Source organism: Pseudomonas asiatica, from assembly GCF_009932335.1.
Taxonomy (GTDB): domain Bacteria; phylum Pseudomonadota; class Gammaproteobacteria; order Pseudomonadales; family Pseudomonadaceae; genus Aquipseudomonas; species Aquipseudomonas asiatica.
The window spans coordinates 2118673-2145447 of record NZ_BLJF01000001.1; the positions used below are offsets into that span (position 1 = coordinate 2118673).

General features: G+C 62.3%; 20 protein-coding genes and 1 pseudogene. 9 read left to right on the forward strand and 12 right to left on the reverse strand.

What is annotated here, in order from left to right; genetic code table 11:
- Window positions 1-5 precede the first annotated feature (5 nt).
- The gene (locus GYA95_RS09975) at window positions 6-974 is read right to left on the reverse strand and encodes a DNA-binding protein (RefSeq protein WP_015270430.1); all 969 of its coding nucleotides are present in this window, start codon (window positions 972-974) and stop codon (window positions 6-8) included.
- A 172-nt stretch (window positions 975-1146) separates the two neighbouring features.
- Between GYA95_RS09975 and GYA95_RS27880 the strand changes: the two are divergent.
- The 6 genes and pseudogenes from GYA95_RS27880 to GYA95_RS10000 all read left to right on the forward strand — a co-directional run.
- A pseudogene (locus tag GYA95_RS27880) lies at window positions 1147-1287 on the forward strand (integrase); the annotation flags it as partial.
- A 113-nt stretch (window positions 1288-1400) separates the two neighbouring features.
- Window positions 1401-2075, forward strand: a complete 675-nt coding sequence (locus GYA95_RS09980) for a TetR/AcrR family transcriptional regulator (protein WP_015270431.1) — start codon at window positions 1401-1403, stop codon at window positions 2073-2075.
- Between the two features lie 586 nt (window positions 2076-2661).
- Entirely contained in the window at window positions 2662-4281 is a 1620-nt protein-coding gene (locus GYA95_RS28475; protein WP_015270433.1) for a methyl-accepting chemotaxis protein, read from the forward strand.
- A gap of 29 nt (window positions 4282-4310) precedes the next feature.
- Entirely contained in the window at window positions 4311-5471 is a 1161-nt protein-coding gene (locus GYA95_RS09990) for a porin (protein ID WP_080604876.1), read from the forward strand.
- Window positions 5472-5481: 10 nt separating this feature from the next.
- A complete protein-coding gene (locus GYA95_RS09995; protein ID WP_003259136.1) occupies window positions 5482-5886 on the forward strand; it encodes a hypothetical protein in 405 nt (134 codons plus the stop codon).
- A 178-nt stretch (window positions 5887-6064) separates the two neighbouring features.
- On the forward strand, window positions 6065-6622 hold the full coding sequence (locus tag GYA95_RS10000) for a TetR/AcrR family transcriptional regulator (protein ID WP_015270435.1): 558 nt from the start codon (window positions 6065-6067) through the stop codon (window positions 6620-6622).
- 85 nt (window positions 6623-6707) lie between these two features.
- Here the strand turns inward: GYA95_RS10000 and GYA95_RS10005 are convergent, their stop codons facing one another.
- From GYA95_RS10005 to GYA95_RS10015, 3 genes are read right to left on the reverse strand one after another with little or no spacing between them, the layout of a single operon-like run.
- On the reverse strand, window positions 6708-8111 hold the full coding sequence (locus GYA95_RS10005) for an efflux transporter outer membrane subunit (protein WP_015270436.1): 1404 nt from the start codon (window positions 8109-8111) through the stop codon (window positions 6708-6710).
- Entirely contained in the window at window positions 8111-11239 is a 3129-nt protein-coding gene (locus tag GYA95_RS10010; protein WP_015270437.1) for an efflux RND transporter permease subunit, read from the reverse strand. The genes GYA95_RS10005 and GYA95_RS10010 overlap by 1 nt, the downstream gene beginning before the upstream one ends.
- Window positions 11240-11254: 15 nt before the next feature.
- Window positions 11255-12388: a MexC family multidrug efflux RND transporter periplasmic adaptor subunit gene (locus GYA95_RS10015; protein WP_043935643.1), complete on the reverse strand. Its 1134-nt coding sequence runs from the start codon at window positions 12386-12388 to the stop codon at window positions 11255-11257.
- A 94-nt stretch (window positions 12389-12482) separates the two neighbouring features.
- On the opposite strand from GYA95_RS10015, the gene GYA95_RS10020 reads away from it, so the two are divergent.
- Window positions 12483-13049, forward strand: a complete 567-nt coding sequence (locus GYA95_RS10020) for a TetR/AcrR family transcriptional regulator (RefSeq protein ID WP_015270439.1) — start codon at window positions 12483-12485, stop codon at window positions 13047-13049.
- A 60-nt stretch (window positions 13050-13109) separates the two neighbouring features.
- Here the strand turns inward: GYA95_RS10020 and GYA95_RS10025 are convergent, their stop codons facing one another.
- Entirely contained in the window at window positions 13110-14423 is a 1314-nt protein-coding gene (locus GYA95_RS10025) for a PucR family transcriptional regulator (protein ID WP_015270440.1), read from the reverse strand.
- A gap of 179 nt (window positions 14424-14602) precedes the next feature.
- Here GYA95_RS10025 and GYA95_RS10030 point away from each other — a divergent pair, with 179 nt between their 5' ends.
- Window positions 14603-15472: a phytanoyl-CoA dioxygenase family protein gene (locus tag GYA95_RS10030; protein WP_015270441.1), complete on the forward strand. Its 870-nt coding sequence runs from the start codon at window positions 14603-14605 to the stop codon at window positions 15470-15472.
- Between the two features lie 111 nt (window positions 15473-15583).
- On the opposite strand, the gene GYA95_RS10035 is transcribed toward GYA95_RS10030, so the two are convergent.
- From GYA95_RS10035 to GYA95_RS10065, 7 genes are all read right to left on the reverse strand, one after another.
- Window positions 15584-16546, reverse strand: coding sequence for a WD40/YVTN/BNR-like repeat-containing protein (locus GYA95_RS10035; RefSeq protein ID WP_015270442.1), 963 nt, complete (start codon window positions 16544-16546; stop codon window positions 15584-15586).
- Window positions 16547-16556: 10 nt separating this feature from the next.
- Window positions 16557-18971: an efflux RND transporter permease subunit gene (locus GYA95_RS10040; protein ID WP_043935645.1), complete on the reverse strand. Its 2415-nt coding sequence runs from the start codon at window positions 18969-18971 to the stop codon at window positions 16557-16559.
- A gap of 8 nt (window positions 18972-18979) precedes the next feature.
- Complete coding sequence (locus tag GYA95_RS10045; RefSeq protein WP_308700757.1) at window positions 18980-20626, reverse strand: DUF1302 domain-containing protein; 1647 nt, start codon at window positions 20624-20626, stop codon at window positions 18980-18982.
- Window positions 20627-20650: 24 nt separating this feature from the next.
- On the reverse strand, window positions 20651-22072 hold the full coding sequence (locus tag GYA95_RS10050; protein ID WP_003257183.1) for a DUF1329 domain-containing protein: 1422 nt from the start codon (window positions 22070-22072) through the stop codon (window positions 20651-20653).
- A 392-nt stretch (window positions 22073-22464) separates the two neighbouring features.
- Window positions 22465-23172 carry a hypothetical protein gene (locus tag GYA95_RS10055; protein WP_015270445.1) on the reverse strand — a complete coding sequence of 236 codons (708 nt, stop codon included), beginning with the start codon at window positions 23170-23172 and terminating at the stop codon, window positions 22465-22467.
- Window positions 23173-23189: 17 nt separating this feature from the next.
- Window positions 23190-24557: an NAD(P)/FAD-dependent oxidoreductase gene (locus GYA95_RS10060; protein WP_015270446.1), complete on the reverse strand. Its 1368-nt coding sequence runs from the start codon at window positions 24555-24557 to the stop codon at window positions 23190-23192.
- A gap of 36 nt (window positions 24558-24593) precedes the next feature.
- Window positions 24594-25481 (reverse strand): phytanoyl-CoA dioxygenase family protein, encoded by an 888-nt coding sequence (locus GYA95_RS10065; RefSeq protein WP_015270447.1) that lies wholly within the window; start codon window positions 25479-25481, stop codon window positions 24594-24596.
- 493 nt (window positions 25482-25974) lie between these two features.
- On the opposite strand from GYA95_RS10065, the gene GYA95_RS10070 reads away from it, so the two are divergent.
- A complete protein-coding gene (locus GYA95_RS10070; RefSeq protein WP_090342460.1) occupies window positions 25975-26556 on the forward strand; it encodes a TetR/AcrR family transcriptional regulator in 582 nt (193 codons plus the stop codon).
- Window positions 26557-26775: the final 219 nt, after the last annotated feature.

Genomic DNA, 26775 nt, shown 5'->3' on the forward strand with positions numbered 1-26775 from the left:
TGGCATCATCCACGGCTTTTCTCTGAACGCTTGGGCCGGCTGGCCAGCGTTTCAACACGGGCTTCGGCAGCGATCGCACGCTCACGGGTCGCAGCCAACTCCTCGCGCACTGCCTGCAATGCACTTTGCAGAACAGCCATTTGCTCCCCCGCCCCAGTCGCTTGTTGCTGGGCGTGTATCAACTGGGCAGCCAATAGCTGCGCCTGGGTACGCGCGACGTGCGTTTGCTCACGGGCATCGCCGAGATTGAGCTGATACTCCTCGAGGCTGCGTTGGGCCACACTGAGCCGGCCCTGGGCGTCCTTGAGTTGTGCGCCCAGCGCCTTGCTCTCCTCCCGGGCTCGATCGATCTCGCGATAGGCCCGGTCTTCGACGTCACGGGTGTAGCGCTGCTGCTCCACGCGCGCATGTTCGGCCTGCTTACGGCTGTCATACAACTGCGACTCTATCTGCTCCAGTTGCTGGTGGGCATCGTCACGCTGCGCCTGCAATTCATCACGCTGCGCACGCAGGTCGTCGATCTGCGCCTGACGCTGAGCAAGCAATTGTTCTAGGTCTGCCAAGCGGGTTTCTGCGCCCTGCCGTGCGGTAACGGCCTCGGTTGTTTGCTGTCGCGCCTGGACAACCTCCAGTCGGGCACGAGCTTCCAGCGCACCCAGCACTTCGCGCTCCTCGGCTAGGACCTGACGCTGGCCGGCCAACGCTTGCTCCGCCACACCCTGGGCCAGGGTAGTGGCCTGCTGCCAGATAGCCATAAACGCCTGTGCCACCTCCGCTGGCAATCCAGGCAAGCGCGTTTCGCCGCGCAGGCGCGCTGCCAGTTGCTCCCACCACTGATCGAGCAAGGCCCCGACCCGCGCGGGGCTGCCGCGCCCCAACTCTTGGCGCACCCGCTCCACCGTTGGCCGCTCGCCACGGGCGAGGACCGCGTCCGCCGCCGCAAACACGTCATTTTCCGGTACGCCTACCGCCATGCCCTGCCCTCCACCATTTTAGGTCTGATAATTAAATCTTATCCGAGCTAATCGTCATTAAACTTAATTAACAATACGGTATACGTGTCAAATAATACAATATATTAAGGATTGCCGTCTCAGTTCCACTGGCGGTGGATGCAGTGGCGCCTCGGTCGAGGCGTCTTCGCCGGGCACGGCGGCTAATACCGTGCGCAGTTACCAGAGCGCCCTCGCCTATTGGTCGGCCTGGCTTCAACTGCGCATCACCGGGCGCTCGGCGACGGCCCCTACCGTAGAGGTCGCAATGCAGTTCATCGTCGCTCACTTGGCCCACAAAGCTGGTAGGTAAAAAGCACGAGCCTCGCCACCCACTGACATCGCGCGCGTCGGCTGTGCTGTGGCAAACTGCCGGCTCTATTGGTTGTCCGATGAAATCGCCTCCCTATGCCTGAAGCACATCCCCGCCCTGCTCCCAACGCCAAGGCCAATGAATGCGAATCCGAACCGATTGCCCGTCGTGGGCGCCCGGTTGGCGATCGCGACGCCAAAAGGTCCGAGTTGCTGGCGGCGGCGATCGCGGTGATCGCGCAAGAAGGCTATGCCGGTGCCACCATGCGCAAGGTGGCGCAGCACGCCGGGTGCACCACAGGCGCGGTGACCTACTACTTCGCCAACAAGGAAGAAATGGTCAGTGCCGTTGCGCAGACCCTGTTCGACAAGGTCGACGCACTGCTGGACATCCACCTCGATCAGGTCGACATCAAGTCGCTCATTGAGCAGTGGCACCAATGGATCAGCCTTGACGAGCCAGGCAACTGGCTTGCATGGCTGCAACTGCTCACCCATGCCCGGCACCAGCCCGCGTTCGCCAGCGTCATCAAGCAGCGCTATACCAACTTCCGCGAGGTGGCCACTTCGGTGCTGGAGGCCGGCCAGCGCCAGGGCCAGGTCCGTGAAGATGTGCCGGCCGATGTGTTGGCCGATCACATTGCCGCGTTCAGTGATGGCTGGCTCATGATGCTGCCTTTCGAATCCGAGCCTGTCAGCGCAGAGCGCGGGAAGGCCTTGATTGACGCCTTCATTGTCATGATTTCTCCCCCTAAAACCGCCAAGTCCTAAGTCGCCTCCCGGTAAACCCGGCGCCTTCCCAGGAAGGCGTCACCCCACCAAACCGCTCGGTCTTCGCCGCCTTCCGTCGTCGCGCAACCGTCGCCCCGCGCCTTGCCGACCCAACCCAAGCACCAGGCCCCGATAGCGCCTGCCCTGCTTTTTTTGCAGGCTCTGGCGCCATTGCGTCTTGCATGTAAGCAAAACTCCTGTATTTTACAAAACACTTGATATAACAAATAAAACACAACCAAGTGGCAGGAGCGAAAATGGGCTTTAGCACCAAGACGCTGTCGCGATCCGAGCAGGCATGCCAGAACTGCCGGCTCCTTATTCCACAAAGACGCAGGTTGTCTGAAATGGACGACCTCACCTTCCCCCACCTCTCCCAACCTGGCCTCGGCCTGACCCTCCGCGCAAGCGGGTGGCCAATTCGCAACGGGGCACGGAGGGGCGCCATGATCACGTAACGCCAACTTCCGAAGGACAGCCCTTTGTCCGACGCGTAGCGATAGCAGGCCCTGCCAACAGCGCACCGGCTTTTGCGGCCCTGCTTGCCTGCGATTTGCCCTTCGTTCCGACGAGGCCCGCACAGCCCATGTTCAAAAAAATCTCGCTCACCTTGAAACTCTTCCTGCCACCCGCCATCGCCCTGTTCGGTCTGTTGCTGTTCGTGGGCTACACCGCGGTGCAACTGGACGACAACGACAGCCGATTGGTATCGCTCGAAAAGCAGCGCTACCCAACGCTGGAAGCTGCCGACAACGTGATCTTCCAGTTTTCCCGCCTGCCCGGCCTGCTCAACAGCGCCGTGGCAGCGGGCGAGCGGGACACCTTGGATGAAGCGAGCGACGTGCTGGCCGACGTCCATGCGCGGCTGCGCGACCTGGAACCGCTGACCGCTGAACGGGCCGACCGACACCGGGAGCTTCAAGCCTGGTCAGCGGCGATCAAGCGCTACGCCGATAACGCGCTCGCCTCCTCCGGCCAACTGCTCGACGGGGCCGCGTTCGATGATTTGCGCCCCCATTTCGACCGCATGGCCAGCGACCTCAAGAACGCCCAGGCGCTGGGCGAACAGTTTCGCAGCCACGCCTACGCCGACTTCCTGAGCAGCTTGACCCAGGTCCGCGCCGACAACGCCACCACCACGCATGTCGGCTACCTGCTCAGCTTTTGCCTGCTGCTGTTGGTCAGCGCCAGCGCGGCCTGGGTGATTCGTCAGGTCATGGGCAATGTCCGCGGCGTCATCGCGTCGCTCAGGACCATTGCCAGCGGCGATGGCGACCTGACCCGCCGCGTGCATGTCGACTCCTCGGACGAAATCGGCGAAATGATCGGCCTGTTCAACGGCTTGCTGGACAGCCTGCAAGGCACCCTGCGCCAGGTCATCGAAACCGCCGCGCCCCTGGAGCAGATGTCCCGCGAGCTGCACCGGCTCACCCAGGGCGCGGAGGACAGCGCGCGCTCGCAGCAGGAGCGCACCGAGTCCATCAGCAGTGACATCGACACCATGACCAACAGCATTCAAGAAGTGGCACAGCGCTCCGGACAGGCCTCCGAGCAAGCCAGCGCCGCGGCGCGCCAGGCGAACGAAGCCAGGCACAACATCGACATACTGTCCTCCAGCATCGGCGACCTGGGCAACAGCGTGCTCGGCTCGGTGCAGGCCATGGAACAACTGGAAGCAGAAACCCAGCATGTCGGCGCGGTGCTGACGGTGATCCGGAGCATCGCCGAACAGACCAACCTGCTCGCCCTGAACGCCGCCATCGAGGCGGCACGGGCCGGTGAGCAAGGGCGAGGCTTCGCCGTGGTCGCCGACGAAGTGCGCAACCTGGCCCAGAAAACCGCCGCTTCCATCGCGCAGATCCAAGACATCATCCAGCGCCTGCAAAGCAGCGCCAGCGGCGTCTTGCACGCAATGAACCTGAACGGCGAGAAGGCCAGGACAAGCATCGAGCGCTCAGAACATGCCACGCAGACCCTGGAGGCGATTACCAAGACCGTTCGCCAGATCGATGAGTTGAACGCCGGCATCGCCCGTTTCACCAACGAGCAGATCGGCCTTTCCCGTTCGATCCAGCAAGACACCGAGAAGCTGCAACAGGATACCCAGGCCACCACGCAAGGTGCCGACGCCACCGCACGGCTCGGTGAGCAATTGGTCGGTATGGGCAACCACCTTCGCAGCGCCACCGCTCAGTTCCGCATTTGACCCTTACCCACCACAAGAGCAGTTGAAGCATGCAAGGCATTAGAGCACTCGGTATCGCAGGCCTTATCGCGACCACCCCGGCAATGGCCCTGGACCAGGGAGACTATCGATTCAACGGCTTCGGCACTGCCGGCCTCACCCACCTGGGAGGCGAGGGTCAAGGACGGAGCTTCGGCATCAGCGGGCAGACCACGGACGCCTGGCGCGGTGACCAGCTCTCCCGGCTGGGCGGCCAACTCCAATATGGGCTCACCGACAAGCTGGGGATGACCGTGCAGGGCACCCTCAAGCCGGAACAGGACACCTGGAAAGGCAACCTGGAATGGGCCTACCTCTCCTGGAAGGCGACCGAAGGCCTGACATTGCGCGCAGGCCGGCTGCGCCTGCCGATCTACATGTACTCCGAAACCCTCGACGTCGGCGTCACCCACCCTTGGTTGCGGCTGCCGGATGAGGTCTACAGCCAGGTCCAACTGAGCAACTACGAAGGCGCCGATGCCCTCTACACCCTGCCCACCGGCATCGGCTCCGTGACGCTCCAGGTGGCAGGCGGCCAAGCCGCCAAGCGCAACCTGTTCGCCATGGATGACCTGTACGACATCGACTACAAGAAAATCTTCGCGGCGAATGTCAGCCTGGAAACCTACGACTTCGGCACGCTGCGCGTCGGGTATGCCGAAGCAGACATCGACACGGACCTCAGTGCGTCGGTGGTCGCCCCTGGGGGAGCGCCCACGCGTGTCGACTTCCTGAGCCTGAACCGCAAGAAAGGCCGCTTCGCATCCATCGGTTACCAGTACGACAATGGCACCTGGGTCTCTTCGAACGAGTGGACCAGCAACAACACCGAAGGTGACCAGCAAGGCAGCATCGATGCCTTCTACCTCATGGGCGGGCGCCGTTTTGGCGACGTGCTGCTCCACCTCACTTACGCTCAGCTCGACGAAGACGCTGGCCGCCAGAGCTCCTGGACCTACGGCGTGAACTACAACCTGGCGCCGAACCTGGTGCTCAAGGGCGAGTACAAGCGGGTGGACACGCGCGGCAACGGCTACCGCGGCACCTTCGTGCAGAACGCCCAAGAGACCTTCGACCAGGCAGTCTTCGCGGCTAGCAACGGTGCCGCCGGCACTCCTTCGCGCAACTACGACGGCGATATCGTCAGCGTCGGCGTCGATTTCGTCTTCTAAGGAGCGCCACATGAAACCACTCATCACCGCAGTGTTCGCCGCAGCCCTGGCCACGGCCTGCACCCTGGCCCGCGCCGAAGTGGCCGTGATCGTGAATGCCAGCGCCAGCGCCGCACCGTCCCAGGCCGAGGTGGCCAACATATTCCTGGGCAAGAACACCAGCCTCAAGGGCCTCGACCAGAAAGGCTGGAACCCCACCAAGGAAAGGTTCTACAGCGCGCTGACCAACAAGAACGAATCTCAGCTCAAGTCGTACTGGTCAGGCCTGGTGTTCACGGGCAAGGGGCAACCACTGCAGAGCGTGGATGATGACGCCGCAGTGATTGCCAAAGTGGGCAGCGAGTCGAATGCCATCGGCTATGTCGACACCTCGGCCGTCAATGACAAGGTCAAAGTGCTCTTCACCCTGCCCTGAGCTTCGCCGCCTCCCTCGACCTGGAACGCCGAGGGAGGCGGTGCCTTGGTGCCCGCAAGCAAGGACCCGCACGGCTGCGACCTGCAAGCCTTGGTTGAGCCATTATTTACTCAAATGGGTGCCCTATGAGCCGTTTTCCTTCACAATGCCTGCACGATATGCAGTGTGGAATCTTCTGATGCACCTCCCTACCGATGAGCGCTTGCTCAAAGCGCTGGCCGACGCGATCGTCGTCCACCCCCGAGCCACCTTGAAGGAGCTGGCCGAGGCGGCGGGCGTGAGCAAAGCGACCCTGCACCGTTTCTGCGGCACCCGTGACAACCTGGTGAACATGCTGGAACGCTATGGCGACCAGATCCTCTCCCAGGTCATCGGCAACGCTGACTTGCACGGCGGCGACCCGACCGCAGCCCTGCATCGTCTCATCGTCGAGCACCTCAAGCATCGCGAGATGATGATCTTCCTGCTCTTCCAGTACCGCCCGGACTCGTTCGACGACAGCGAAGCGAACCGTCCGTGGCGGGCCTATGCCGACGCCCTGGATGCCTTCTTCCTGCGCGGCCAGAAGGCGGGAGCTTTCCGTATCGATATCAGCGCGGCGATCTTCACCGAAATGTTCCTGAGCATGGTGTACGGCATCGTCGATGCCGAACGACGCGGGCGGGCGGCCAGCGCGACGTCCGTGCAGACGCTGGAACTGATGTTCCTCGACGGCGCTGCGGCACCCGCCCGCTGACCTGACTGCGCACGCAAAAAAAAAAGCCCCAGGGCATCGATCCCTAGGGCGAAGTGGCTGGACATGCCAACCAAAGGAGGCCGTTTCAGCCCTTGCCCGACCACCCACCACCGAGTGCGCGGAACAGGTCGACCAACGCCAGTTGCCGCTGGGTACTGGCTTCGATGAAGGCCGCTTCGTTCACGTTGCTGTTGCGCTGGGCGTCCAGGTAGCGCAAATGGTTGTCCACTCCCCCCTCGTAACGTGCCTTGGCCAGCGCCAGGGTCGCACGACTGGTATCGACCAGGGCCCTTCGCGCAGCCTGCTCACGGCGCAGGGTGTCGGTGGCGGCCAGCGCATCGGCCACTTCGCGGAAGGCCACCTGGATCGCGCCTTCATAGGCGGCCACAGCCGAGTCCTTGCGTGCCTCGGCCAGGCTGAGCCCGGCCCGGTTGCGCCCGGCGTCGAACAACGGCAGCGACAATTGCGGCATGAAGGTCCAGCTACGCGAGCCTCCGTCGAACAGCCCGGACATCTGCGCACTGGCGGTCCCAAAGCTGCCGGTCAGGCTGATACGCGGGAAAAACGCTGCCCGCGCCGCGCCAATATCGGCGTTGCGCGCCCGCAGCCGATGCTCGGCGGCGAGGATGTCCGGGCGACGTTCGATCAGCGCCGACGGCGCGCCCGGGGCGATGTCCTGCAGGACCATCGGCGCCTCGTCGCGCTCGGCCGGGATCGCCTTCGCCGCGTCCGCGCTGCCCAGCAGCAGCACCAGGGCGTTGTAGGCCTGGCGCTGCTCGCGCACGATGCCTTCCAGCTCGGCCCGCGACTGCTCGACCAGCCCCAGCGCCTCCTGGTGATCCAGCGCCGTGGCCGTGCCGGCGGTGCGCCGCTGGCCGACCAGGGCCAGCGAATCCTCGCGGCTGGCCAGGGTCTGGCGGGTCAGCGCCAGGCGCCGCTCGGCGCCGTCCAGGGTCAGGTAGGCCTGGCTCACCTCGGAGATCAGGGCGATGCGCGCGGCACGCGCGACTTCCTCGGTGGCCAGGTACTGTTCCAGTGCCGCATCGCTCAGGCTTTTGACACGGCCGAACAGGTCCACTTCGTATTCCGGCAGCGACAACCCCACCTGATAGGTGCTGCTGACCCCTTCGCGGCCATCGCTCGACAAGTCGGTCGGCAAGTGCTGGCGGTTGCCGGAAGCCCCGGCATTCAAGCCCGGGACCCGGTCGGCACGCTGGATGCGGTACTGCGCGCGGGCCTGCTCGATATCCAGCAGGGTCTGGCGCAGCGAGCGGTTGTTGTCCAGCGCGGTCCCCACCAGCTGGCGCAGGGACGGGTCGACGATGAACGCCTGCCAGTCCAGTTGCTCCACCGCCCGGCCGCGATGGCCGGCGGCATCGCCCCACGCGGTCGCCACCGGCGCCTCGGGGCGCTGGTAGGTCGGTGCCAGGGAGCAGCCGGCCAAAGTGACGGCCAGCGCGAACGGAATTGCAAGATTGCGCATGAGCATCACTGGGTTACCTCGACAGCGTGTTGCACGGGGGCCGGCTTGCGCTTGAGCAGCTTCAGCACGAATACGAAACAGATCGGCACGAACACCACGCCCAGCAAGGTGGCGCTGAGCATGCCGCCGATCACCCCGGTACCGATGGCGCGCTGACTGGCCGCACCGGCGCCGGTGGCGATGGCCAGCGGCACCACGCCGAGGATGAAGGCCATGGAGGTCATCACGATCGGGCGGAAACGCAGGCGCGCGGCCTCGATGGCGGCGTCGCTCAGGCTGTAGCCCTTCTCCCACAGTTCCTTGGCGAACTCGACGATCAGGATGGCGTTCTTCGCCGCCAGGCCAATGATGGTGATCAGGCCGACCTTGAAGTACACGTCGTTGGGCATGCCGGTGAGCGTCACCGCCCACACCGCACCCAGAGCACCGATCGGCACGATCAACATGACCGTCAGCGGGATCGCCCAGCTCTCGTACAGCGCCACCAGCAGCAGGAACACCACCAAGATGGCCAGGGCGAACAGGCTGGCCGCCTGGCCGCTGGACACCTTCTCCTGGTAGGAAAGGCCCGTCCAGGCGTAGCCGATACCCGGCGGCAGCTCGCTGACCAGGCGCTCCATCTCGGCCATCGCCTGGCCAGTACTATGCCCCGGCGAAGCGTCGCCGGCGATGCGGATGGACGGGTAGCCGTTGTAGCGCACCAGTTGCACCGGCCCCTCTTCCCACTGGGTGGTGACGAAGGCGCTGAACGGCACCTGCTCGCCGTTGGCATTCGGGGCATAGAGGCGCAGCACGCTTTCGGGGGTCATGCGTTCGCCTTGCTCAGCCTGCACCACCACGCGCTGCTGGCGCCCGGCATTGGTGAAGTCGTTGATCACCGCCGAACCGAAAGCCGTGGCCAAGGTGCTGTTGATGGCCTCGAAGCTCACCCCCAGTGTTCGGGCTTTTTCCCGGTCGATGTGCACACGCAACTGCGGCGCCTCGGCCAGGCCTTCCATCATCGCATAGAGAATCACCGGGTTGCTGTTGGCGCGGGCCAGCAGTTGGTCACGGGCGGCGAGCAGCGCTTCACGGCCAAGGCCACCACGGTCCATCAGACGCAGGGCGAAACCGCCGGAGTTGCCCAGGCCGTCGATGGGCGGCGGCATAACCGCGGTGATGGCACCATCACCGTTGGCGGCGAACTGCGCATTGATCGCTGCCGTTTCCGCCTCTGCCGATTGCGTCTTGTCACGCTGCGACCAGTCCTTGAAGGTGGGGAACGCCAGCGCGGCGTTGTCGCCCTGACCCGAGAAACTGAAGCCGCTGACGATGAACGAGTTGGCCACCGCCTCACGAGACATCAGGAATTTTTCCAGCGTCTCGGCGGTGTGGTCGGTGCGTACCCGGCTGGCGCCTGGCGGCAACTGTACGTCGACGACGCTGTAGCCCAGGTCTTCAGCTGGCACGAAGGCCTCCGGTAGACGCAGGTAGGAATAGCCCAGCACCACCAGGATGCCGACATACGCCAGCATCCAGCGCCCGGCACGCGCCACCAGCCCGTTATTGAGCAACGAATAGCGCTCGGTGATATGGGCGAAGCCACGGTTGAAGGCACCGAAGAAACCGCCCTTCTCATGATGGCCCTGAGGCACTGGCTTGAGCAGCGTGGCGCACAGCGCTGGGGTGAAGGTCAAGGCCAGGAAGCCGGAGAACAGGATCGAGACAGCCAGAGACACAGAGAACTGCTGGTAGATCACCCCCACCGAACCGGACATGAACGCCAAAGGCAGGAATACCGCCGCCAGTACCAGGGTGATACCAATAATGGCCCCGGAAACCTGCCCCATGGCCTTGATGGTCGCCTCCACCGGCGACAGGCCTTCCTCGGCCATCAAGCGCTCGACGTTCTCCACCACCACGATGGCGTCGTCCACCAAGATGCCGATGGCCAGCACCATGCCGAACATGGTCATCATATTCACCGAGAAGCCGAGCAGCTTCATGATCATCAGCGTCCCGAGCAGGCACACCGGTACCACGATCGAGGGCACCAGGGTGTAGCGGACGTTCTGCAGGAACAGGAACATCACCAGGAACACCAGCACCATGGCTTCGATCAAGGTGTGGATCACCTTCTCGATGGCCACGTCGACGAAGCGCGAGGTATCGTACGGCACCGAATACTCGACCCCTTCGGGGAAGAACTGCGACAGTTCGGCCAAGCGCTCCTTGACCAGCGTCGCGGTCTGAATGGCGTTGGCGCCCGGCGCCAGCTGCACCGCGCCGGCCACCGCCGGGTGGCCGTTCAGGCGTGCCGACAGGTTGTAGTTCTCGCTACCGATGGCCATGCGCGCGACATCACGCAGGCGTACGCTGGAGCCATCCGGGTTGGCGCGCAGGACGATGCCGGCGAAAGCCTCCGGCGTGTCGAGGGTGCCCTGCACCGCCAGGGTGGCGGTCAGTTCCTGCTCGCTGGCGCCCGGCGTGCTGCCGAAGCTGCCGGCCGGCACCTGGACGTTCTGGCCGCGAATCGCCGTGTTGATGTCGTCGATGGACAGGCCATAGCCCACCAGTTTCTGTGGGTCCACCCAGACCCGCATGGCCGCTTCCGAGGCGAAGAACTGCAGCTTGCCCACGCCAGGCACGCGCAGCAGTTCGTTGTTGATGTTACGCGCGGCATAGTCGGCCAAGGCCGTGGTATCGCCACGGTTGCCAGCCGTGCTGGTCAGGGCGTAGATCAGCAGGAAACCGGAACTGGCCTGCTCGACTTTCAGCCCTTGGGTCAGCACCGCCTGAGGCATGCGCGCCTCGGCCTGTTTCAAACGGTTCTGCACATCGACCTGCGCCATGTCCGGGTCGGTGCCTGGCTCGAAGGTCACCATCACTTCGGCCACGCCGTTGGAGTTGTTGGTGGACTCGTAGTACAGCAGGCCCTTGGCGCCATTGAGCGACTGTTCGATGATGCTGGTCACCGACTCCACCATGACCTTGGCCGAAGCGCCGGGGTAGGAGGCGGTGATGGAAATCTGCGGTGGCGCCACGTTGGGGTACTGGGCCACGGGCAAGGATGGAATCACCAGCAGGCCCGCCAGTGAAACGAACAACGCCACGACCCAGGCGAAGTTCGGGCGATGGATGAAGAATCTGGACATCTCACTTCCCTCGCATCACTGGGCGGCAGCCGTTTGTTTCTGGGCAGGCGCCACCGGCATACCGGGGGCCAGCCCGGCCGGGCTGCCGACGATCACCTGATCACCCGGCTCCAGCCCCTCGGTAATCTGCCAGCGCGAACCCTGCATCACGCCGGTTCGCACGACGCGTGCCTCAGCGATACCATTGGCGGCGACCAATACCCGCGCCTGGCCGTCACTGCCTCGCTGGACCGCACGCTGAGGAACCAGGATGGCGTGGTTGTCGGTGCCTTGCGGCGTGCGCACGCGCACATACATGCCCGGCAAGAGGGTGCCGTCCGCGTTGTCGAAACGCCCCCGCAGGATGACCTGGCCGGTACCGCGGTCCACACTCACATCGGTGAACATGAGCTCGCCCGAGCGCTGGAAATCGGTGCCTTCCACTTGCGCGGTCAGGCGCTGGCTGTCGGCCGAAAGTGCGCCGTCCTTCACCGCTTGTCGCAGGCGCAGCGCGTCAGCGGCAGACTGCGTGAAGTCGATGTAGATCGGGTCGAGTTGTTGGATACGCGCCATCAGCGTCGCATCCCCCTGCCCCACCAACGCGCCTTCGGTGGCCAGCGCACGGCCAATGCGTCCGGAGATCGGCGCAGTGACAGTGGCGTAGCCCAGGTTAAGGCGAGCGGCCTGCACATCGGCCTGCGCGGAACGTACCGCCGCACGGGCACTGCGCAACTCGGCAGTGGCGCTGTCGAAGTCCTGCTGGCTGACCGCCTCGATCTTGACCAGCGGCTCATAGCGCTTCACACGTGCCTGGGCTTCCTGCTGCATGGCCTGGGCACGGGCGAGGTCCGCCTCGGCGCGGGCCAGGGCGGCCTTGAACGGCGCCGGGTCGATCTGGAACAGCACATCCCCCGCCTTGACGTCAGCCCCTTCCTCGAAGCGCTTGTGCAACACGATACCCGGCACCCGCGCCCGCACCTCTGCGACGCGCATCGGCTCGACCCGGCCCGGCAACTCAGCGGCCAAGGTCACCTGCTCGGAGGCCAACGTCACGATTTCCACCGGGTAGCTCGCATTGGCTGCACCGTACTGCTCTGCTGCGGGCTCGCACCCGGCCAAGGCAATCGCCACAGCGAGTACGCCCACTCTTATCGAACCTGTCTTGCCCATCACTCACCCGAGCCTTGATTGAAAACGGGGCGAATGCTACTTTTCAAACCCAGATGAGTCAATGATGTCTCATATAAATCAAACAAGGCTCCTCATGATCACTTCAGGCTTCCCACCTTCATCGCTTCCCGCCAAGCTGGTGAATGCCCTCTATGCCGCTGCCGCCTTGCGGCCCAGAGCGTCCATGGGTGAACTGGCGGCGTTGGCGGGCATCAGCCGGGCCACCTTGCACCGTTACTGCGGGACGAGAGACAACCTCGATAGCCAGCTCGAACAGCACGCCAAAGACACGCTGATGCAGATCCTCGACAACAGCGATACGTTGGCCTCCACAGAGCCCCTGGCCGCGTTGCGTCAGCTGATCCGCGCGCACCTGGCCCAAAGTGAACTGATCGCATTCCTCGCCTCCCGTTACCCTGTGCACATGAGCGTGCAGCACGACCTCCGGTTCTATCTGGAACGGCTCGATGCATTGTTCTTCAGCGGCCAGCGACAGGGTGTATTTCGCGCGGATGTCACCGCGGCATTGCTGACCGAGATGTTCGTATCGCTGTTGCATGGCATGGTCGATGCCCGCCAACGAGGGCGCGCGCCGAGGGAGAGTGCAACGGTGCTGGAGAACGCGTTCCTGCAGGGCATTGCAGCGCGGGCGCCCTGTTGAGCGCCCGCATGGAGGCAACAGCCGTGAGGCCGCTATTGCGTCAAAGGTAGGGAATGAACGCTATTGCTCGTCGCCATCGAGCGGCGTACTCCAGATCACCAGCTCAAGGGCAGCGGCGATCTGGATGCGATGGTCGGCAAGCGGGACAGGCAGCAGGTCCTGGGCGCGCTCCAGTCGGCGCAGCAAGGTGTTGCGATGCGTACGCAGTACCTCGGCGGTCTGGGTGATGTTGCAGCCATTGGCCAGGAAGGCGTGCAACGAATGCTGAAGTACCGTGGGCTCGGTCGCCAAGCGCCCCAGGGTGCTCAAGACGAACTGCCTGGCCGCGCGGGCATCTTGGGTCATCAGCGACACCATCCTCACCTGATCGATCGTGGCAACGGCAGGTGAACCCGCCAACCGGCCCATCAACCGCTGGGTGGTCAAGGCTTCCAGGTGCGAGCGCCGGAAGCCATTCATCCCCGCGCCCGCCGAACCGATTGCCGCGCGTATCTTGGGAAATTGTCGAGCGACACCTTGCAAAAGGTTCAGGTCCAGCGGCTTTGCCGCATTGCACCAGGCCCACAGGGTCGCAGGGCCCGCGAATACGATCAGAGGCGCTACCGTACCCGTGAGCTGCGCCAGGGCTCGCGCCATATCTTCCAGCGGGCGAATCTCGGCGTCCGGGGTTTCGCTCCAGACGAGGCAGGCGTGATGCCTCTGAGCCAGGCTGTAGCCCAGTCGCCTGCCAAATTGCTCGGCGTCCACATCCCTGCCGTCGAGCAGCCGGCTTACGAGGCTGCGTTTATCGATAGGGTCGTCATGGGCCTGGGCGCTCTTTTCTTCGAGGATGATCTGGGTCACCACACGCATGTTGCTGTCGATGAACGTCGAGATCGACCGCGACGAGACCTCCAGGAACTCCGCGAGCAGCGCGGGATCCTGCGTCAGGCTGAAGGCCATCTTCATCCACAGGTCCCAGGCTGCGTTCTGTGTCGACCTTGCGACATTCATCAGCAGCTCGGAGAGCCCCCTGCGGGCGAGCTCCCTGGCCGTGTCCACCATGTCAGCAGACACGTAGGGCTCCACCGGCTCCCCAGGGCGCTGCAGATTGGCATTGGCCCAGTGCAGCAACTCTGCCCGATTGGCGCGCCGGCACGCGGCGAGGATGACCGGATCCTCCAGCAACTTGGCATCTTCCGGTGTAGAAAACAGTGCCTGGTTCAGGCGCTCGATCCACTCGGGCGGCAGCGCCTGAGCGAGTTCGGCACCTTTGCGCATGAGCTCGCGAACGGCTTCCGAGGGGCGTGGCCAGGGGAATGGCGTGCTGGTCATGATCAGTGCAAATCGCTCAAAAATCGTCTGGTAAATGGTGCAGTTCGTACCTTGGCTCAAGGCCAGGGGAAACCTAGCATGAACTCACTGCCTGAACAAAAAATACAAGGAGGCACCGTGACGCTTCATGTCCCTTTTTTGGGTTTAGCGCAGTGGCAAGCGGGTTTGTTTCCTGATGCCAGCAGTTGGGGGGATCAACCCGCCTGCGCCAACCGTTCTTTCAATCTGGAGTGTTCTCAATGTCAGCCTCTCGCGACTCCATGCCAAGCCTGCCCGTGGTAACCCGCTCGACTTCAGCGCAAGAGATTGCGCTGCTGAGCGACCAAGCAGGAGCGGTCATCATTCGCAACTTCATGCCCCCCGAACAAGTCGTGCGGATCAACAACGAACTCGACGCTCCCTTGGCCGCGCTCGATGCCGGCTCCAAGCATGAGCACGCGCTGATCGCCGAGTTCCACGGCCATCAGACCAAACGGCTCACCAACCTCGTCACCCACAGCAAGACCTTTCGTGAGGAAATCCTCGATGACGACCTCTTCCACGAACTGGGAAACGTGCTTTTCGCCCCGGAGTGCGGAGACTGGTGGCTGACCACGGCCCAGTTGATCGAGATCGGCCCGGGCAACAAAGCGCAAATGCTGCACCGCGACATGGCGCAGTACCAACCGTTCGTGGCCATGAACAAACATGCGCCACGCGCCATCACCAACCTGATGCTGGCGCTGACCGATTTCACCGAGGAAAACGGCGCCACGCGCTTGATTCCGGGAAGCCAGGACTGGGATGACTTCAACGACGTCGGAACCCCAGAGATGACGATCCCCGCCCTGCTGAAAGCCGGGGATGCCGTGCTGTTCGGCGGCAAGGTCGTTCACGGTGGCGGGGCCAACGTGACCGCCGACTATTACCGTCGCGGGCTGACGATCCCGATGCAGGCTTCGATCATCACGCCTGAAGAAGCCTACCCGTTGATCGTGCCGCTCGAGCTGGTGCGCACGCTTTCTCCACGCGTTCAGAAGATCCTCGGTTTCCGCTCCCAATACCCCAATGGCAGCCCTGGCCTTTGGCAGCATAACTACGCAGACCTGGCGGATTACCTTCAGCTCTAGCATCCAGCGTTGACTTGCCTGGCCCTGAAGGTGCCACGACCATCCAAACGCCCAGGCAAGGAAACAGGCCAGGCATCGGTTTGCGATGCCTGGCCTTTGAGCGCCAGCCCTTCACTCCCGATAAGGCATTACCCCACGACGTGAAAACAGAACCGGTGTGCCATCGGCATTGAACAGCGCCGCCGTCAGCGATAGGCCATCAGCCGACTGGGTTTCCTCGAAACTGTGTCCACCATCGCTGCTCTGCACCATCAGCCCGTCCAACCCGACCGCCAGCACACGAGAGCCCGCTACCGCGACGCAAGTGACAGAGCCCTTGCTTTGCGTGGGCACTCGGCGAAAGCCCTTGCCGTCCGCTGAACCCTGCAACAAGGTACCGCGCTGGCCACCCAGTAGCAGACGCCCATCGGCCAGTACCGCGCCTGACCACAGGGTGCCTTCGTAGCCGGTATCCAGGTAACGCCAATTCTTCCCGTGGTCTTCGGAATGCAGCACCTGCCCATGCTCGGCCGTGGCGTAAAGCGTGCCGCGGCTGTCGGCAAACAGCCCCATCAGGTTGAGGTCGGCCCGCTTGGCCCCGGGCGGCGCTTGCACCGCCTGCTCAGCCCACGTCAGCCCCCCATCCTCGGTCGTCAGCACCAACGACCAGAGCCCTACCGCCACGCCCTGCCGGGCATTGAAGAAGTGCACGGCGAACAGCGGTCGGTCTTCTTCGGTGGCCAGGCGCTGGACCTGCCAGGACTCCCCACCATCGGTGGTGGCCAGGATCGCGCCCCAGTGGCCCACCGCCCACCCGCGCTTGGCATCCACGAACGACACCCCCGTCAATGGCGTGGACAGCGGTACCGACCTCGCCTGGCGCCACTGCTTGCCCTGGTCGTCGGACAACAACACGACACCGTGGTCGCCCACGGCAACCACGCGCTCCCCGGCCCAGCTGGCGGCCAGCATGGTGGCCTGCGTGGCATTGCTCGCCTGTACGGCCGGCACGGCCTGCAACGGCGCGGCCTGAAGAGACATCAGCGGCAATGCTGCTGCGAGCAAGGCCGCGGTGAATGAAACCCTGAATTTCATGCTTCTCTCCTCAGTGCACCAGCGCACCGATCATGCGCACGGGACGCTTACGCGGGAACACCCGCTCCAGCCAGACGGCAAAGGCCGGCAGCACGGTCATGGCCATGACCATGTTGACGATGAACATGAAGGCCAGCAGCTTGCCCATGTCAGCCTGGAACTTGAGCTCCGAGAACGCCCAGGTGGCCACGCCCACGGCCAGGGTGATGGCGGTGAAAATAGTGGCGACACCCACCTCGAGTAGCGCGCACTCGACCGCCTTGGTAATCGACTGGCCATGGGCCAGGTGCAGTTGCAGGCGATTGTAGATATAGAAGGCATAATCAACGCCAATGCCCACCGCCAGCACCATCACCGGCAAGGTGGCGATGGTCAGGCCGATCTGCAGTTCCTTCATGAACCAGTAGCCAATGAAAGTGCCGATAGTCAGCGGCAGGCAACACACCAGGACCGCTCGCAGGTCCCGGTACACCACGAACACCAGCAATGCGATGGCGGCATAGACATACAGCAGCATGGGGGTTTCGCTTTTTTCCACCTCTTCGTTGATGGCGGCCAGGACGCCGGCGTTACCGGACGCGAGGCGAACCGAAATGCCTGGCATCGGGTACTCGCTGCGAAACGCCTTGGCGGCGTCCACCACTCGGTTGATGGTGGTGGCCTTGTGGTCTGCCAGGTACAGGTGCACCGCCGACATGTTGCAGTCGGTGCGCATCAGCCCGGGCGTACGCGCCACCTCGGTGGCCAGCGCGGCGTAGTTCATCGGGTCGATGGGCACCGCCGCCATCTTCGGGTTGCCTTCGTTGTAGCCCTCGTTGAACTGGCGCATGTTGGTGGAGAAAGACGCGACCGACAGGACACCGGGCACCCCCTGCATGGCCCACACGAAGCGATCCTGGTACTGGCCCAGGGCGACATCCTCGCAGGCCACCTGGCTGCCTTCGCTGGAAGCGGCCTTGTTGACTTCGAACACCACGCTGAGCCAGTCCAGACCTATGTCGTAGTTGCTGGCGATGGAGACCGCATCGCGATTGAAGCGCGAATTCTCGCGCAATTCCGGCGCGCCCGCCTGCAGCGTGCCAACGACACGGTCATGGCTTTGCCAGATCGCCACCAGGAACACCACCAAGGCCGCGCCAAGCACCCACTGCGCCTTGCGCGGTTCGGCGAGCCGGGCCAGGCCACGCAGCCAGCGGGTGCGCCGCTGCCGGGAAATTTCCTGAGCGGCCGCATACTTGTCATCGACACGTAGCAAGGACGCCATCAACGGCAACATCACCAGGTTGGTGATGATCTTGTAGGCCACGCCAAGCGAGGCCGTGATCGCCAGCTCCCGCACCATCGGGATCGGGATCAACAGCAGCGTCACGAAGGAAACCAGCGCGGTCACCAGCGCCAGCGTCCCGGGAATCAGCAACCCCGTGAAGCTCGAGCGCGCCGCCTCTTCGGCGCGCTTGCCGATGGCGATCTCGCGCACGATGAAGTTGATTTGCTGCACGCCATGAGAAACCCCGATGGCGAATACCAGGAAGGGCACCAGCACCGCCAGCGGGTCGAGCCCGTACCCCAACAGGCGCAGGCTGCCGAACTGCCAGACCAGCGAGGCCAGCGAACAGACCAGCGCCAGCAGCGTGAAGCGCAGGGAGTGGCAATACCAGTACACTGCCCCCGCCGTCAGCAGCAACGCCAGCAAACAGAACTCCAACACCGCTGAAGCCCCGTCAGCGATGTCGCCGATCTGTTTGGCGAAACCGATGATCTGGATTTCGAAATCGCCATCTTCGAACTGCTGGCGGATCTCTTTTTCCAGCCTGTGGTTGAACGCCACGTAGTCCAGGTGGGCGCCATGGGTGTCGTACTCGTTGAGTTCCACCGTGATCATCGCGCTGCGCTGATCACGGGAAACCAGCGTGCCGATGAAACCACCCTGGGCAGTGGAGTTGGCGATCGTCGCGATGACCTGGTCATCCAGGTGCTCGGGAGAAACCGTCCCCGGTACCAGTGGATCCGCGCGAAAACCCTCTTCGGTGATTTCGTTGACGAAGGCATTGGGCGTCCACAACGAACGCACGCTGCTGCGCGAAACACCCGGAAGAAAGGTCACCGCCTGGGTGACGTCATACAGCCGTTTCAGACCTGCGGAGCTCCAGATATCGCCCTGTCGGGCCTTGACCACGAGGGTCAGCCGGTTCGCCCCCAGCAGGTCATTGCGGTAAGCCTCGAATGTCTCGATGTATTCATGGCCTACCGGCAATTGCTTTTCGAAGCCGGCATCCATGCGCAGTTGCACGGCGAACCAGCCCATGATCAGCGTGAACATCGCCAGGCTCGCCAGCACCAGACGACGATGCCCGAACAACACACCCTCGACACGTGACAACAGGCCACGTGCCGGGGCTTCAGATAGCTTTACAGAACCGTTCACGGCAAGCCTCACAAGGTGCGGGAGATCGCGATGCCGACATAATCGCGGTCACGATAAAGCTGGTCGTAGGGCGTCTCGCCGCCCATGAACTTCGCGTAGTTGAGGGAAATCTGCCAACTGGCCGGGTTTCGCACGAAGTTCAGGTACAGGTTCATGCTGCTCGCGTCTTCGGTGAAGGTCGCACTCAAGTTCGGCGTTCTGCCCCCCAGCGAGCGCGAATAGAAGACACCTGGAGTGACCTGCCAGCCCGGTAACAAGGTGCCGTCGTAGGTCAGGCTGAAGTCCAAATTGATGCCCGAGGACGTCTTGTCGCCACGGGACTTGGGCGCTGTCGCAGGGTCCAACTGCCAGGCATTGAGCCCCGCGGCAAGGGGCTCGCCATTGAACTCGTCATGCAGCCCGGGGTAATGGATGACCACCAGTTCCGACAGCAGGGTACCCGTGCTGGCTCCGGTGAAATCGAGCAGCGTCGGGGAGTTGGACGGTGTGAAGCTGTAAAGGCCGGTGAGGTGCCACTGGAATTTCTTTTCGTCTTTCCAGCACTTGCCCCCATTGCTGGAACACAGGTCGACAACAGGGTTGAGCATGACCGAATCCTTCGGCCGGTAAGAAAGCTCTGTACCCACTGCCCAGTCACCGATCGGCATGTTGGCACTGACGCCATACATCATCCGGTCTTCCTGGTATTCCCAGGTCGGTGCCGCCGCGAAGGTGTTAGGGTCAAGAATGGCGACGCGCAATGATGGCAACTTGTCGTGATAACGCATCACGTAGAAGCCATAGTTGATGTCGCTGTCTTCCGGCTGCCAACGCAGCGAAAGGCCCCACTGGCCGCTGTCGCGGGCGTCTTTTTCGGAGAACCCATAGTCTCCCCTGCCCTCACCCAGCGCGTTGGTAGTGGACCAGTAGCTGCCCACCGGCGGCAACTCGCTCTTGTTCCAGCGAAATTGATAGTAGGCCTCGACGTTGACACCCGAGCCCAGGCCCGAGGCGACACTGAGCATCGGCGCGGGCAGCACGGCCTCCTTGAGCTGCACGCCAGGGCGCGCCAAGGCTTGGTAGTCGTAGGCGTTGGTGTTGTTGATGCCACCGGCCACGAACAGGCTTTCGCCCCAGTTGATCACCTGGTTACCCAGGCGCGCGCGGACCCGCTGCCCGCCCACGTTGAATCCTTTGCTCACCCAAAGGTCCAGCAGGCGAGCCTTGAAAGCGAGGTCGTCACGCGCGTCGTCACTCAGCCCGTTGCTACCGACGCTCTCAGGGGTGTTGAACGACAGCGTGCCGGTGGTATCGGTGGCAGCGAAGTCGCGGATCCAGGTGCCACGCGCCATGAAGGTGACGTCCTCGGGCATCTTGAGCAACAGCTCATGGGTGCCCTTGAGGTAGTTGGTGAACATGTCGCCGCGGTCGTAGTTCAGGTCGCCCTGGTCCGCCACGCCGGAGCTCTGTGCCAGGCAGCCGGAGGGCACGTTGTGCCCGATCGGCCCCTGGTTGATCAGGTTGCAGCCCCGCGACTCGGTACGCAGGCCCATGCCTGCGGTGATCGTGGAATCGAAGGAGCCATTGAGGGTTTCGGTTTCAAATGTGAACCCCATTGCCAAGGGGGTTGCGCACACGATGACAAGGCCTGACGCTTTCGTAATTATTTTTTTCATGTTGGCTCTCGATCTGGCGTCGGTTTAGCGCTCGCTGATGGCTCGCAGATTGTCGGAGGTGAAGAAGTCGCGCTTCAGGCGAGGGTTGCCACTGTCTTCGGTGATCCAGCGAATATCGTTCTTGCCTGCCCCGATGGAGGTCATGTCGAAGAGGTAACGACCCTCGGCCAGGTTGTACTGGACCTGGGCCTGCACGTCGCAAGCGCCGGTCTCGAACACGGGAATCGAGAACCCTTCACGCACCTTCCAGATCTGCCCTTGCTTGTCGAAGTCGACGGCCAGCAGCGGGTTCCAGCTGTCCTCGTCGATGTAGAACATGCGTTTGGGCGCTTGGTGGCGCATGCCTTGGCGAACATTGGCCTCGACGACCCAGACGCGATGCAGTTCATAGCGACGCGACTGCGGCGAGATCGAGTCGTTGCCAGCGAACGCCTCCACCTTGGCAGCGGTGTCGTAGGCACCGAAATCGTTGTAAGGCACCAGCAGTTCCTGCTTGCCGATCAGTTTCCAGTCGAAACGGTCCATGGTGCCGAAGAAGATGTTCGCCTCGTCCACGGTGTACTGGTTGTCGAGGCCGATCTGTGGCGCGTCGTAGGAATACGACGGCATGCGCCGCACGCGACGCTGACCAGGGAAGTAGTAGAAGGTCGTGGCCTGCTCGCCGGCCACAGCCGTTTGCACGGCGGATTGACCGGCCAGCGCAGCGGGCTCCAGGTAGTTGAAGAAGGTCGCGTTCTCCAGCCGGCCATAGGAAGAGAAAAGCGCGCTCCCCTTCTTGCCCCAAGGGGTCAGGAAGAAGGTGTCGGTCGACTGGCGCAACCATTCCCCGCCCTTGCGCGGAGAAATGCCTGAAATGCTCCGGGGAATTTCCACGCCGACGCCGCGATAGCGCATCTTCATGTTCCACATTACCTCGGCCCCAGTGCTGGGCATTGGGAACGGGATACCGGGTACATGGGCTTCTTCAAGGGCTACACCGGCAGCGTCGAGCTTGGCAAAGCCAACGTTTTGCCTGGTGTTCTCGATCACGAAATCCGGCGCGCTGCAGGTACGACGGGTCGGGTAGACATCCATGCGATAGCCTGGGACTTTCTTGAACAGTTCGAGCTGGCCAGGGGACAGCTTGCTCGCATGCTGTGTCACATTGTTCGCGTCGATGCTGTAGAGGGGCTTATCACCCTTGAACTTCCAGTGCTCCCCTCGTACCTGGCCGTAACTCCACCCCGCCCCCTGCTGCCCTGGCTGTGCCCAGGCCGGAATATCCCCGCTTGAACTCGCTGCGCTCTCACCGCCCAGAGGGGTCAGCTTCGAACCCAGCGCCTCAGGCTCCTGGGTCGCTGCCTGAACCGAGCAGATCGCGGTCGATACCGCGCAAGCCAGCAGCAGTTGCCTGAAAACACGGCGAGCGGACACTTCACCTTCCAGCCGTTCAGTCACTTCTTTCATTGCAGGATCCTCAACAAAGGGCTTTGACCGTGGCTCGACTTTCCAGACGGAAAACCAGCCCTGTCACATCTCATGATCAACTGACCTGATCAACCGATCATGTCGCAAGATCATGACGCAAGCCATATGCCAGAATCCTCATGAATAAATATATTCTTTCAATATCAATTAGTTAGATGATACTCCCTGCGGTGGACGCAGCGCTTTCATGCACCATCATGTGAATTATCGAAACAAGTGTTACCAAAAGATGATCGACGGCTGGGCATAACGACACCAGCTGAGGCGTGCCATTCACCCGACAACCGTACGGCGCATAAAATGCCCCCCCAAAAAAAACCGCCCCGAGGGGCGGCAAAAAAGCAGGCCGGTGGCCCGCCATGGAGTAAACGTTATCGGGAATGAACGAGCGACTGAGAGGAAACCCGCTTGGAGCGCTCAAGCGCGCCATAGGCGTAGTACAACTGCACGATCGAATAGGACCAGGTCAGGAAGGCGAAGGTCATGAAGACCATCTTCGTGTCATCGCCCGGAATCGGAAAGAAGTCATACCGCAACGCCACCGTCAGCCCCGCCGCCCCGCCCAGCACGGTAGCCAATGCATGGAACACCTCCCCGGCACGTGCCAGGCGCCACGTGAAGTAGCACAGGTACACCGTGTAGAGTGACCACATGAGCAAGTAGAAGAACGCCAATGTATCGTTGACGATGCCAGACAGGTAGTAGACGCAGGTGGCGGCAAAACCGGCCACGAACAGCAGCAGGTCTTTTGCTATAGAAGGTTTGTAACCGTGGGTAACCGCCATCAACCCCAATGTTGCGATAACAGGTACGCCCACCCCGCGCGAAAACGCATCGAGAAAAATCGCGACATTGTAATTGGCCTGCCAACCCGTCGCGATGAACGCCGTGAAGTTCGATGCGGAAATCCCCACGACCAGGAACTCCAGGCCAAGCAGATAATTCTTCCGCCTGACGAATGCCATGCCATAACCCAGCCCGCACACCACCAACAGAATGCACGAAACCAGTGCACCTAGATCTCTGAGCTCCACGATAACCGCCTCTGTAAATAATGCCGCGCCACAGCCTTGCGCCATCGAGGCGCCGGCACTGTTCAGTTTTTCAATGCACTGTCTTTGCGCACTTTTTTATCGGTCCAGGCATCCAACAACCGGGCCGCTGCAAGCGCCGTGTTTATAGCGCACCATTGGAAAGGCTCCGGCAGCATGGACGGTGTCTTGTGCTGCAATGCCGAAAGCAGTGGCGGCTTTTGGCCGTTGATTCTCTGGGCGAACAGCGAGCCCATGAGCGATTGCGTCGCAAGGCCATGGCCCGAGCATCCCGCCGTATAGAAAATGTTCTGTTTCGCCCCCGTCGTGCCGATGACGGGCAGGAAGTCGTAAGCCCCACTGACATAACCGCTCCAGCAGTGCTGAATGCCAAGGCCTTGCAGACCCGGAAAACGTTGGCGCAACACCCGCGCCAACGCGGCATAGGCGCTGTAGTCCGGAATGTTGGGAGTCTTGGAACCGTAGGCATAGCCCAACTGTTTGACCGTCAACACCAGGGTGTCATGCGCCGTCAGGCGGTGGCTCTCCATCGTGTAGTGCGGGGTGATGATCCCTTCTCGCCCTTTCCATCCCAGGGCAGCCAACTGCTCCGTCGACAGGGGCTCGGTTTCGATTGCCGATACGCGAATCGGCGCCACCTTGTTGCGCAACAGTCCCACCTGAGGCGTATAGGCGTTGGTCGCCATGACCATCACGGGCGCCGTTGCAGTGCCGAACGGGGTCTTGCAAGTGATGACTTGCCCTTCACTGTAGGAAACCAACGGGGTGCGTTCGTAGAGTTTCACGCCGGCCTGGATGGCCGCACGGCGCAGGCCACCGATGTACTTCCCTGGGTTCAGGGTGCCACCGCGCTGCTCGCTGCCAAACAAAAAGGCAGGTGGGAGCCCGCGGGCGCGCATCTCGGCCTGGTCCACGAAACGGGTCACAGAGCCCAATGTGTGCCCAAGCGCCATGTTCGCGCGCAGCCGCTTTTCCTGGCCTGGATGCACGGCAGCTCGGATAACCCCCGAGGGGATGTAGTCACAATCTATACCCAACGCCGCGAAACGCCCTTCCACATACGTGACAGCCTCGTCGTAGAAACTGACGAACGTCCTGGCCTGTTCCAGCCCCACGCGCTTGACGAAGACTTCGCACTCGATTCCCATGCTGCCGAGCAGGTAACCGGCATTGCGCCCACTGGCACCGAAACCGGCGAACTCCTGCTCCAGCACGATGACGCTCGCCCCAAGGGCTGACAGCTCCAAGGCCGTCGATAAACCGGCAAACCCGGCTCCTATCACGATCACATCGGCATGCGCGTGACCTTTCAATTCAGGTTGCAGGTCGATAGGACGTTCCACCCACCCGCCGAGGCTGCGAAACCTCAGTGTTTCCGAACCGTTCCCGGCCACATTGTTCGACGCATTCATTCACTTCGCTCCAGGGAATTCTGCCAAGGGGAAGGGTTAGAAGCCTTTGCCTGGCTCGGAGAAAGACGCCATGCCCAGAAGCTCTTGTGGGTCGCGCATCTGCCCATCGATTTCAACCCAACCCAGCAGCGTGGAGCTGGCACTCCAACCCAGCAGACGTTGCAGTTGCGCAGGGAGCTGCCGAACACGCTCAACAGGAATGGACAGGAAGTGGTTTTCTTCCAGTCGCAGGAAAGCCAAGTCATACGCCATGGTCAGACCGGTGCGAGGCGTTGAGGATGTATTGGCGCCACCACCGTGGTAGACCGACCCCATCCATAGCAGCGCAGAGCCTGCCTTCATTTCGGCGGCGATTGTTTCTTCCTGCGTTGGCATGCGTTCGTCATCCCATTGATGGCTGCCGGGAATGACACGTGTCGCACCGTTCTCTTCGGTGAAGTCCGTAATGGCCAGCATGATTTGCAGCCGAGCCTCACGACCATATTGCGGATGCCGCCAGAGCGATGTGGCATCGTCGCGATGCAAAGGTTGCAAACCCTGGCCTGGGCCGATCTGGATAGCCTGGGTAATGCTGAGTTGGATATCCGGCTCGATCTCGACGCGGTCGCTTCCGACCCAGACATGGGTAGGTGTTTGCAAGATCTTTCTGGCGGACTCGAGAAACAACGGATTCAGCGCCACCTCTACCGCCGTGTCACTTCGCCCGAGAATTCGGGCGACGCGGCGTGTCTGGGTGCCGGCAAAGTAAGGGTCCATACCGCAAGGCGTGACACTCAAAAAGGTGTCCAACTCCTCGGTCAGGGCCTTCAAGGTGCCTTCCGAGACAAAGTTGGAAATGATTACGGCACCGTCACGCTTGATGATTTCCACTACCTGCTCGACCGGTGTGTCGCTGCTGACCGTCGAAAGTTTCCGTGTATCCATTTGCGCATTTACCTGTGTGCTTTGAGTCATTGTTTGTCAGCGGATCTGGGCCCAGGGCCCGGCTACAAGTTGCCGTAGGCACCCTGCGCTCACCTGTCGCGAGCGCCGAAAATCCGGCACTACCGACAAGAGCGATCGACTGATCAACCGACATGATCACTTGATCAAGTCTTATGACCAAAGCAATTCACGTGCCGTTTTCCTGACCCGCGCCAGCGTCCACGGAAATTCAGGGGCGAGCGCCTGGCCTGCCGATGCACAGTGATACTGGCGTTCCCAAATCGGTGCCTCCCCGTGTTCGCCCGGCACGCCATATTGTGTATTAACGAAACACTTGTTATCTAAAGTTTCCCAGGGAAGGCGTCGCGCAGACCGCCCCCTGACGCTCAATCGCATCGACGCATGGATTGGGAAACAACCATGCGTTAGCATTCGTCCCCGCCGAGGCCAGACCCGATGGCTGGCGGCAATACCGAAGAGGGAGAAATGCCCAATGGCTCGAATAGGCGCTGAATTGCGCAGACAAGACTTTATTGAAGCCACCGTGAAAGTGATCGCGGAACATGGAATAGCCAACGCCACCACTCGCCGTATCGCGGCCGAGGCGAATTCGCCACTGGCTTCGTTGCACTACGTCTTCCATACCAAGGACGAGTTGTTCTATGCGGTCTATGAGTCCTTGATCAACATGCCGCAACAGTCGTTGCAGGACGTACCCACAGGCGCCACGGCGGCAGAGTCGGTGGGGGAAATGCTGCGCCAGCTCGTCAAATGGTTCACCGCCCACCCTGACCTGGCGACCACACAGTTCGAGCTCTTCTTCTGGAACCTGCGCAACAACCCGGCCATGGCAACCAAGATCTATACCGTATCCGTCGAAGCGACCAAGCAAGCCATCGAAAAGGTCACTGGCCCCGGGCTGGACCAGGCCAGGCTGACCACCATCAGCCGCTTGCTCATCAACCTGTTCGACGGCCTGTTGCTGGCTTGGTCCGCCCATGGCGACCGGGAACGCTTGGAAGCCGAGACCGAAACCGCCTGCCAAGCTGTAAAACTGCTGGTGGCCAGTTACTGATCAAGGTTCGAATGCGCCGTGCTTCAGTACGGCGCGATCGGTACTGACTAGCCATCAACCTGGCTTACCTTCCCGCCTTTCTCATACCGGGCGACTGCCCCAGCCTGCCCCCTCCTTGCCTCTCCCTTTCTTGAGAGAACTGCCCCCGCGCCATGGCGCGATGGTGCAAATCATCCCAAACCAATAGAAACCTGGTGCATTTCGCACCTTGATCCGCCT

What these genes read in the sequence shown, in the direction of transcription:
- GYA95_RS09975 (WP_015270430.1), bottom strand. Translation starts at nt 974, where the DNA reads ATGGCGGTAGGCGTACCGGAAAATGACGTGTTTGCGGCGGCGGACGCG.
- GYA95_RS09980 (WP_015270431.1), top strand. Translation starts at nt 1,401, where the DNA reads ATGCCTGAAGCACATCCCCGCCCTGCTCCCAACGCCAAGGCCAATGAA.
- GYA95_RS28475 (WP_015270433.1), top strand. Translation starts at nt 2,662, where the DNA reads ATGTTCAAAAAAATCTCGCTCACCTTGAAACTCTTCCTGCCACCCGCC.
- GYA95_RS09990 (WP_080604876.1), top strand. Translation starts at nt 4,311, where the DNA reads ATGCAAGGCATTAGAGCACTCGGTATCGCAGGCCTTATCGCGACCACC.
- GYA95_RS09995 (WP_003259136.1), top strand. Translation starts at nt 5,482, where the DNA reads ATGAAACCACTCATCACCGCAGTGTTCGCCGCAGCCCTGGCCACGGCC.
- GYA95_RS10000 (WP_015270435.1), top strand. Translation starts at nt 6,065, where the DNA reads ATGCACCTCCCTACCGATGAGCGCTTGCTCAAAGCGCTGGCCGACGCG.
- GYA95_RS10005 (WP_015270436.1), bottom strand. Translation starts at nt 8,111, where the DNA reads ATGCTCATGCGCAATCTTGCAATTCCGTTCGCGCTGGCCGTCACTTTG.
- GYA95_RS10010 (WP_015270437.1), bottom strand. Translation starts at nt 11,239, where the DNA reads ATGTCCAGATTCTTCATCCATCGCCCGAACTTCGCCTGGGTCGTGGCG.
- GYA95_RS10015 (WP_043935643.1), bottom strand. Translation starts at nt 12,388, where the DNA reads ATGGGCAAGACAGGTTCGATAAGAGTGGGCGTACTCGCTGTGGCGATT.
- GYA95_RS10020 (WP_015270439.1), top strand. Translation starts at nt 12,483, where the DNA reads ATGATCACTTCAGGCTTCCCACCTTCATCGCTTCCCGCCAAGCTGGTG.
- GYA95_RS10030 (WP_015270441.1), top strand. Translation starts at nt 14,603, where the DNA reads ATGTCAGCCTCTCGCGACTCCATGCCAAGCCTGCCCGTGGTAACCCGC.
- GYA95_RS10035 (WP_015270442.1), bottom strand. Translation starts at nt 16,546, where the DNA reads ATGAAATTCAGGGTTTCATTCACCGCGGCCTTGCTCGCAGCAGCATTG.
- GYA95_RS10045 (WP_308700757.1), bottom strand. Translation starts at nt 20,626, where the DNA reads ATGAAAAAAATAATTACGAAAGCGTCAGGCCTTGTCATCGTGTGCGCA.
- GYA95_RS10050 (WP_003257183.1), bottom strand. Translation starts at nt 22,072, where the DNA reads ATGAAAGAAGTGACTGAACGGCTGGAAGGTGAAGTGTCCGCTCGCCGT.
- GYA95_RS10055 (WP_015270445.1), bottom strand. Translation starts at nt 23,172, where the DNA reads ATGGCGCAAGGCTGTGGCGCGGCATTATTTACAGAGGCGGTTATCGTG.
- GYA95_RS10060 (WP_015270446.1), bottom strand. Translation starts at nt 24,557, where the DNA reads ATGAATGCGTCGAACAATGTGGCCGGGAACGGTTCGGAAACACTGAGG.
- GYA95_RS10065 (WP_015270447.1), bottom strand. Translation starts at nt 25,481, where the DNA reads ATGGATACACGGAAACTTTCGACGGTCAGCAGCGACACACCGGTCGAG.
- GYA95_RS10070 (WP_090342460.1), top strand. Translation starts at nt 25,975, where the DNA reads ATGGCTCGAATAGGCGCTGAATTGCGCAGACAAGACTTTATTGAAGCC.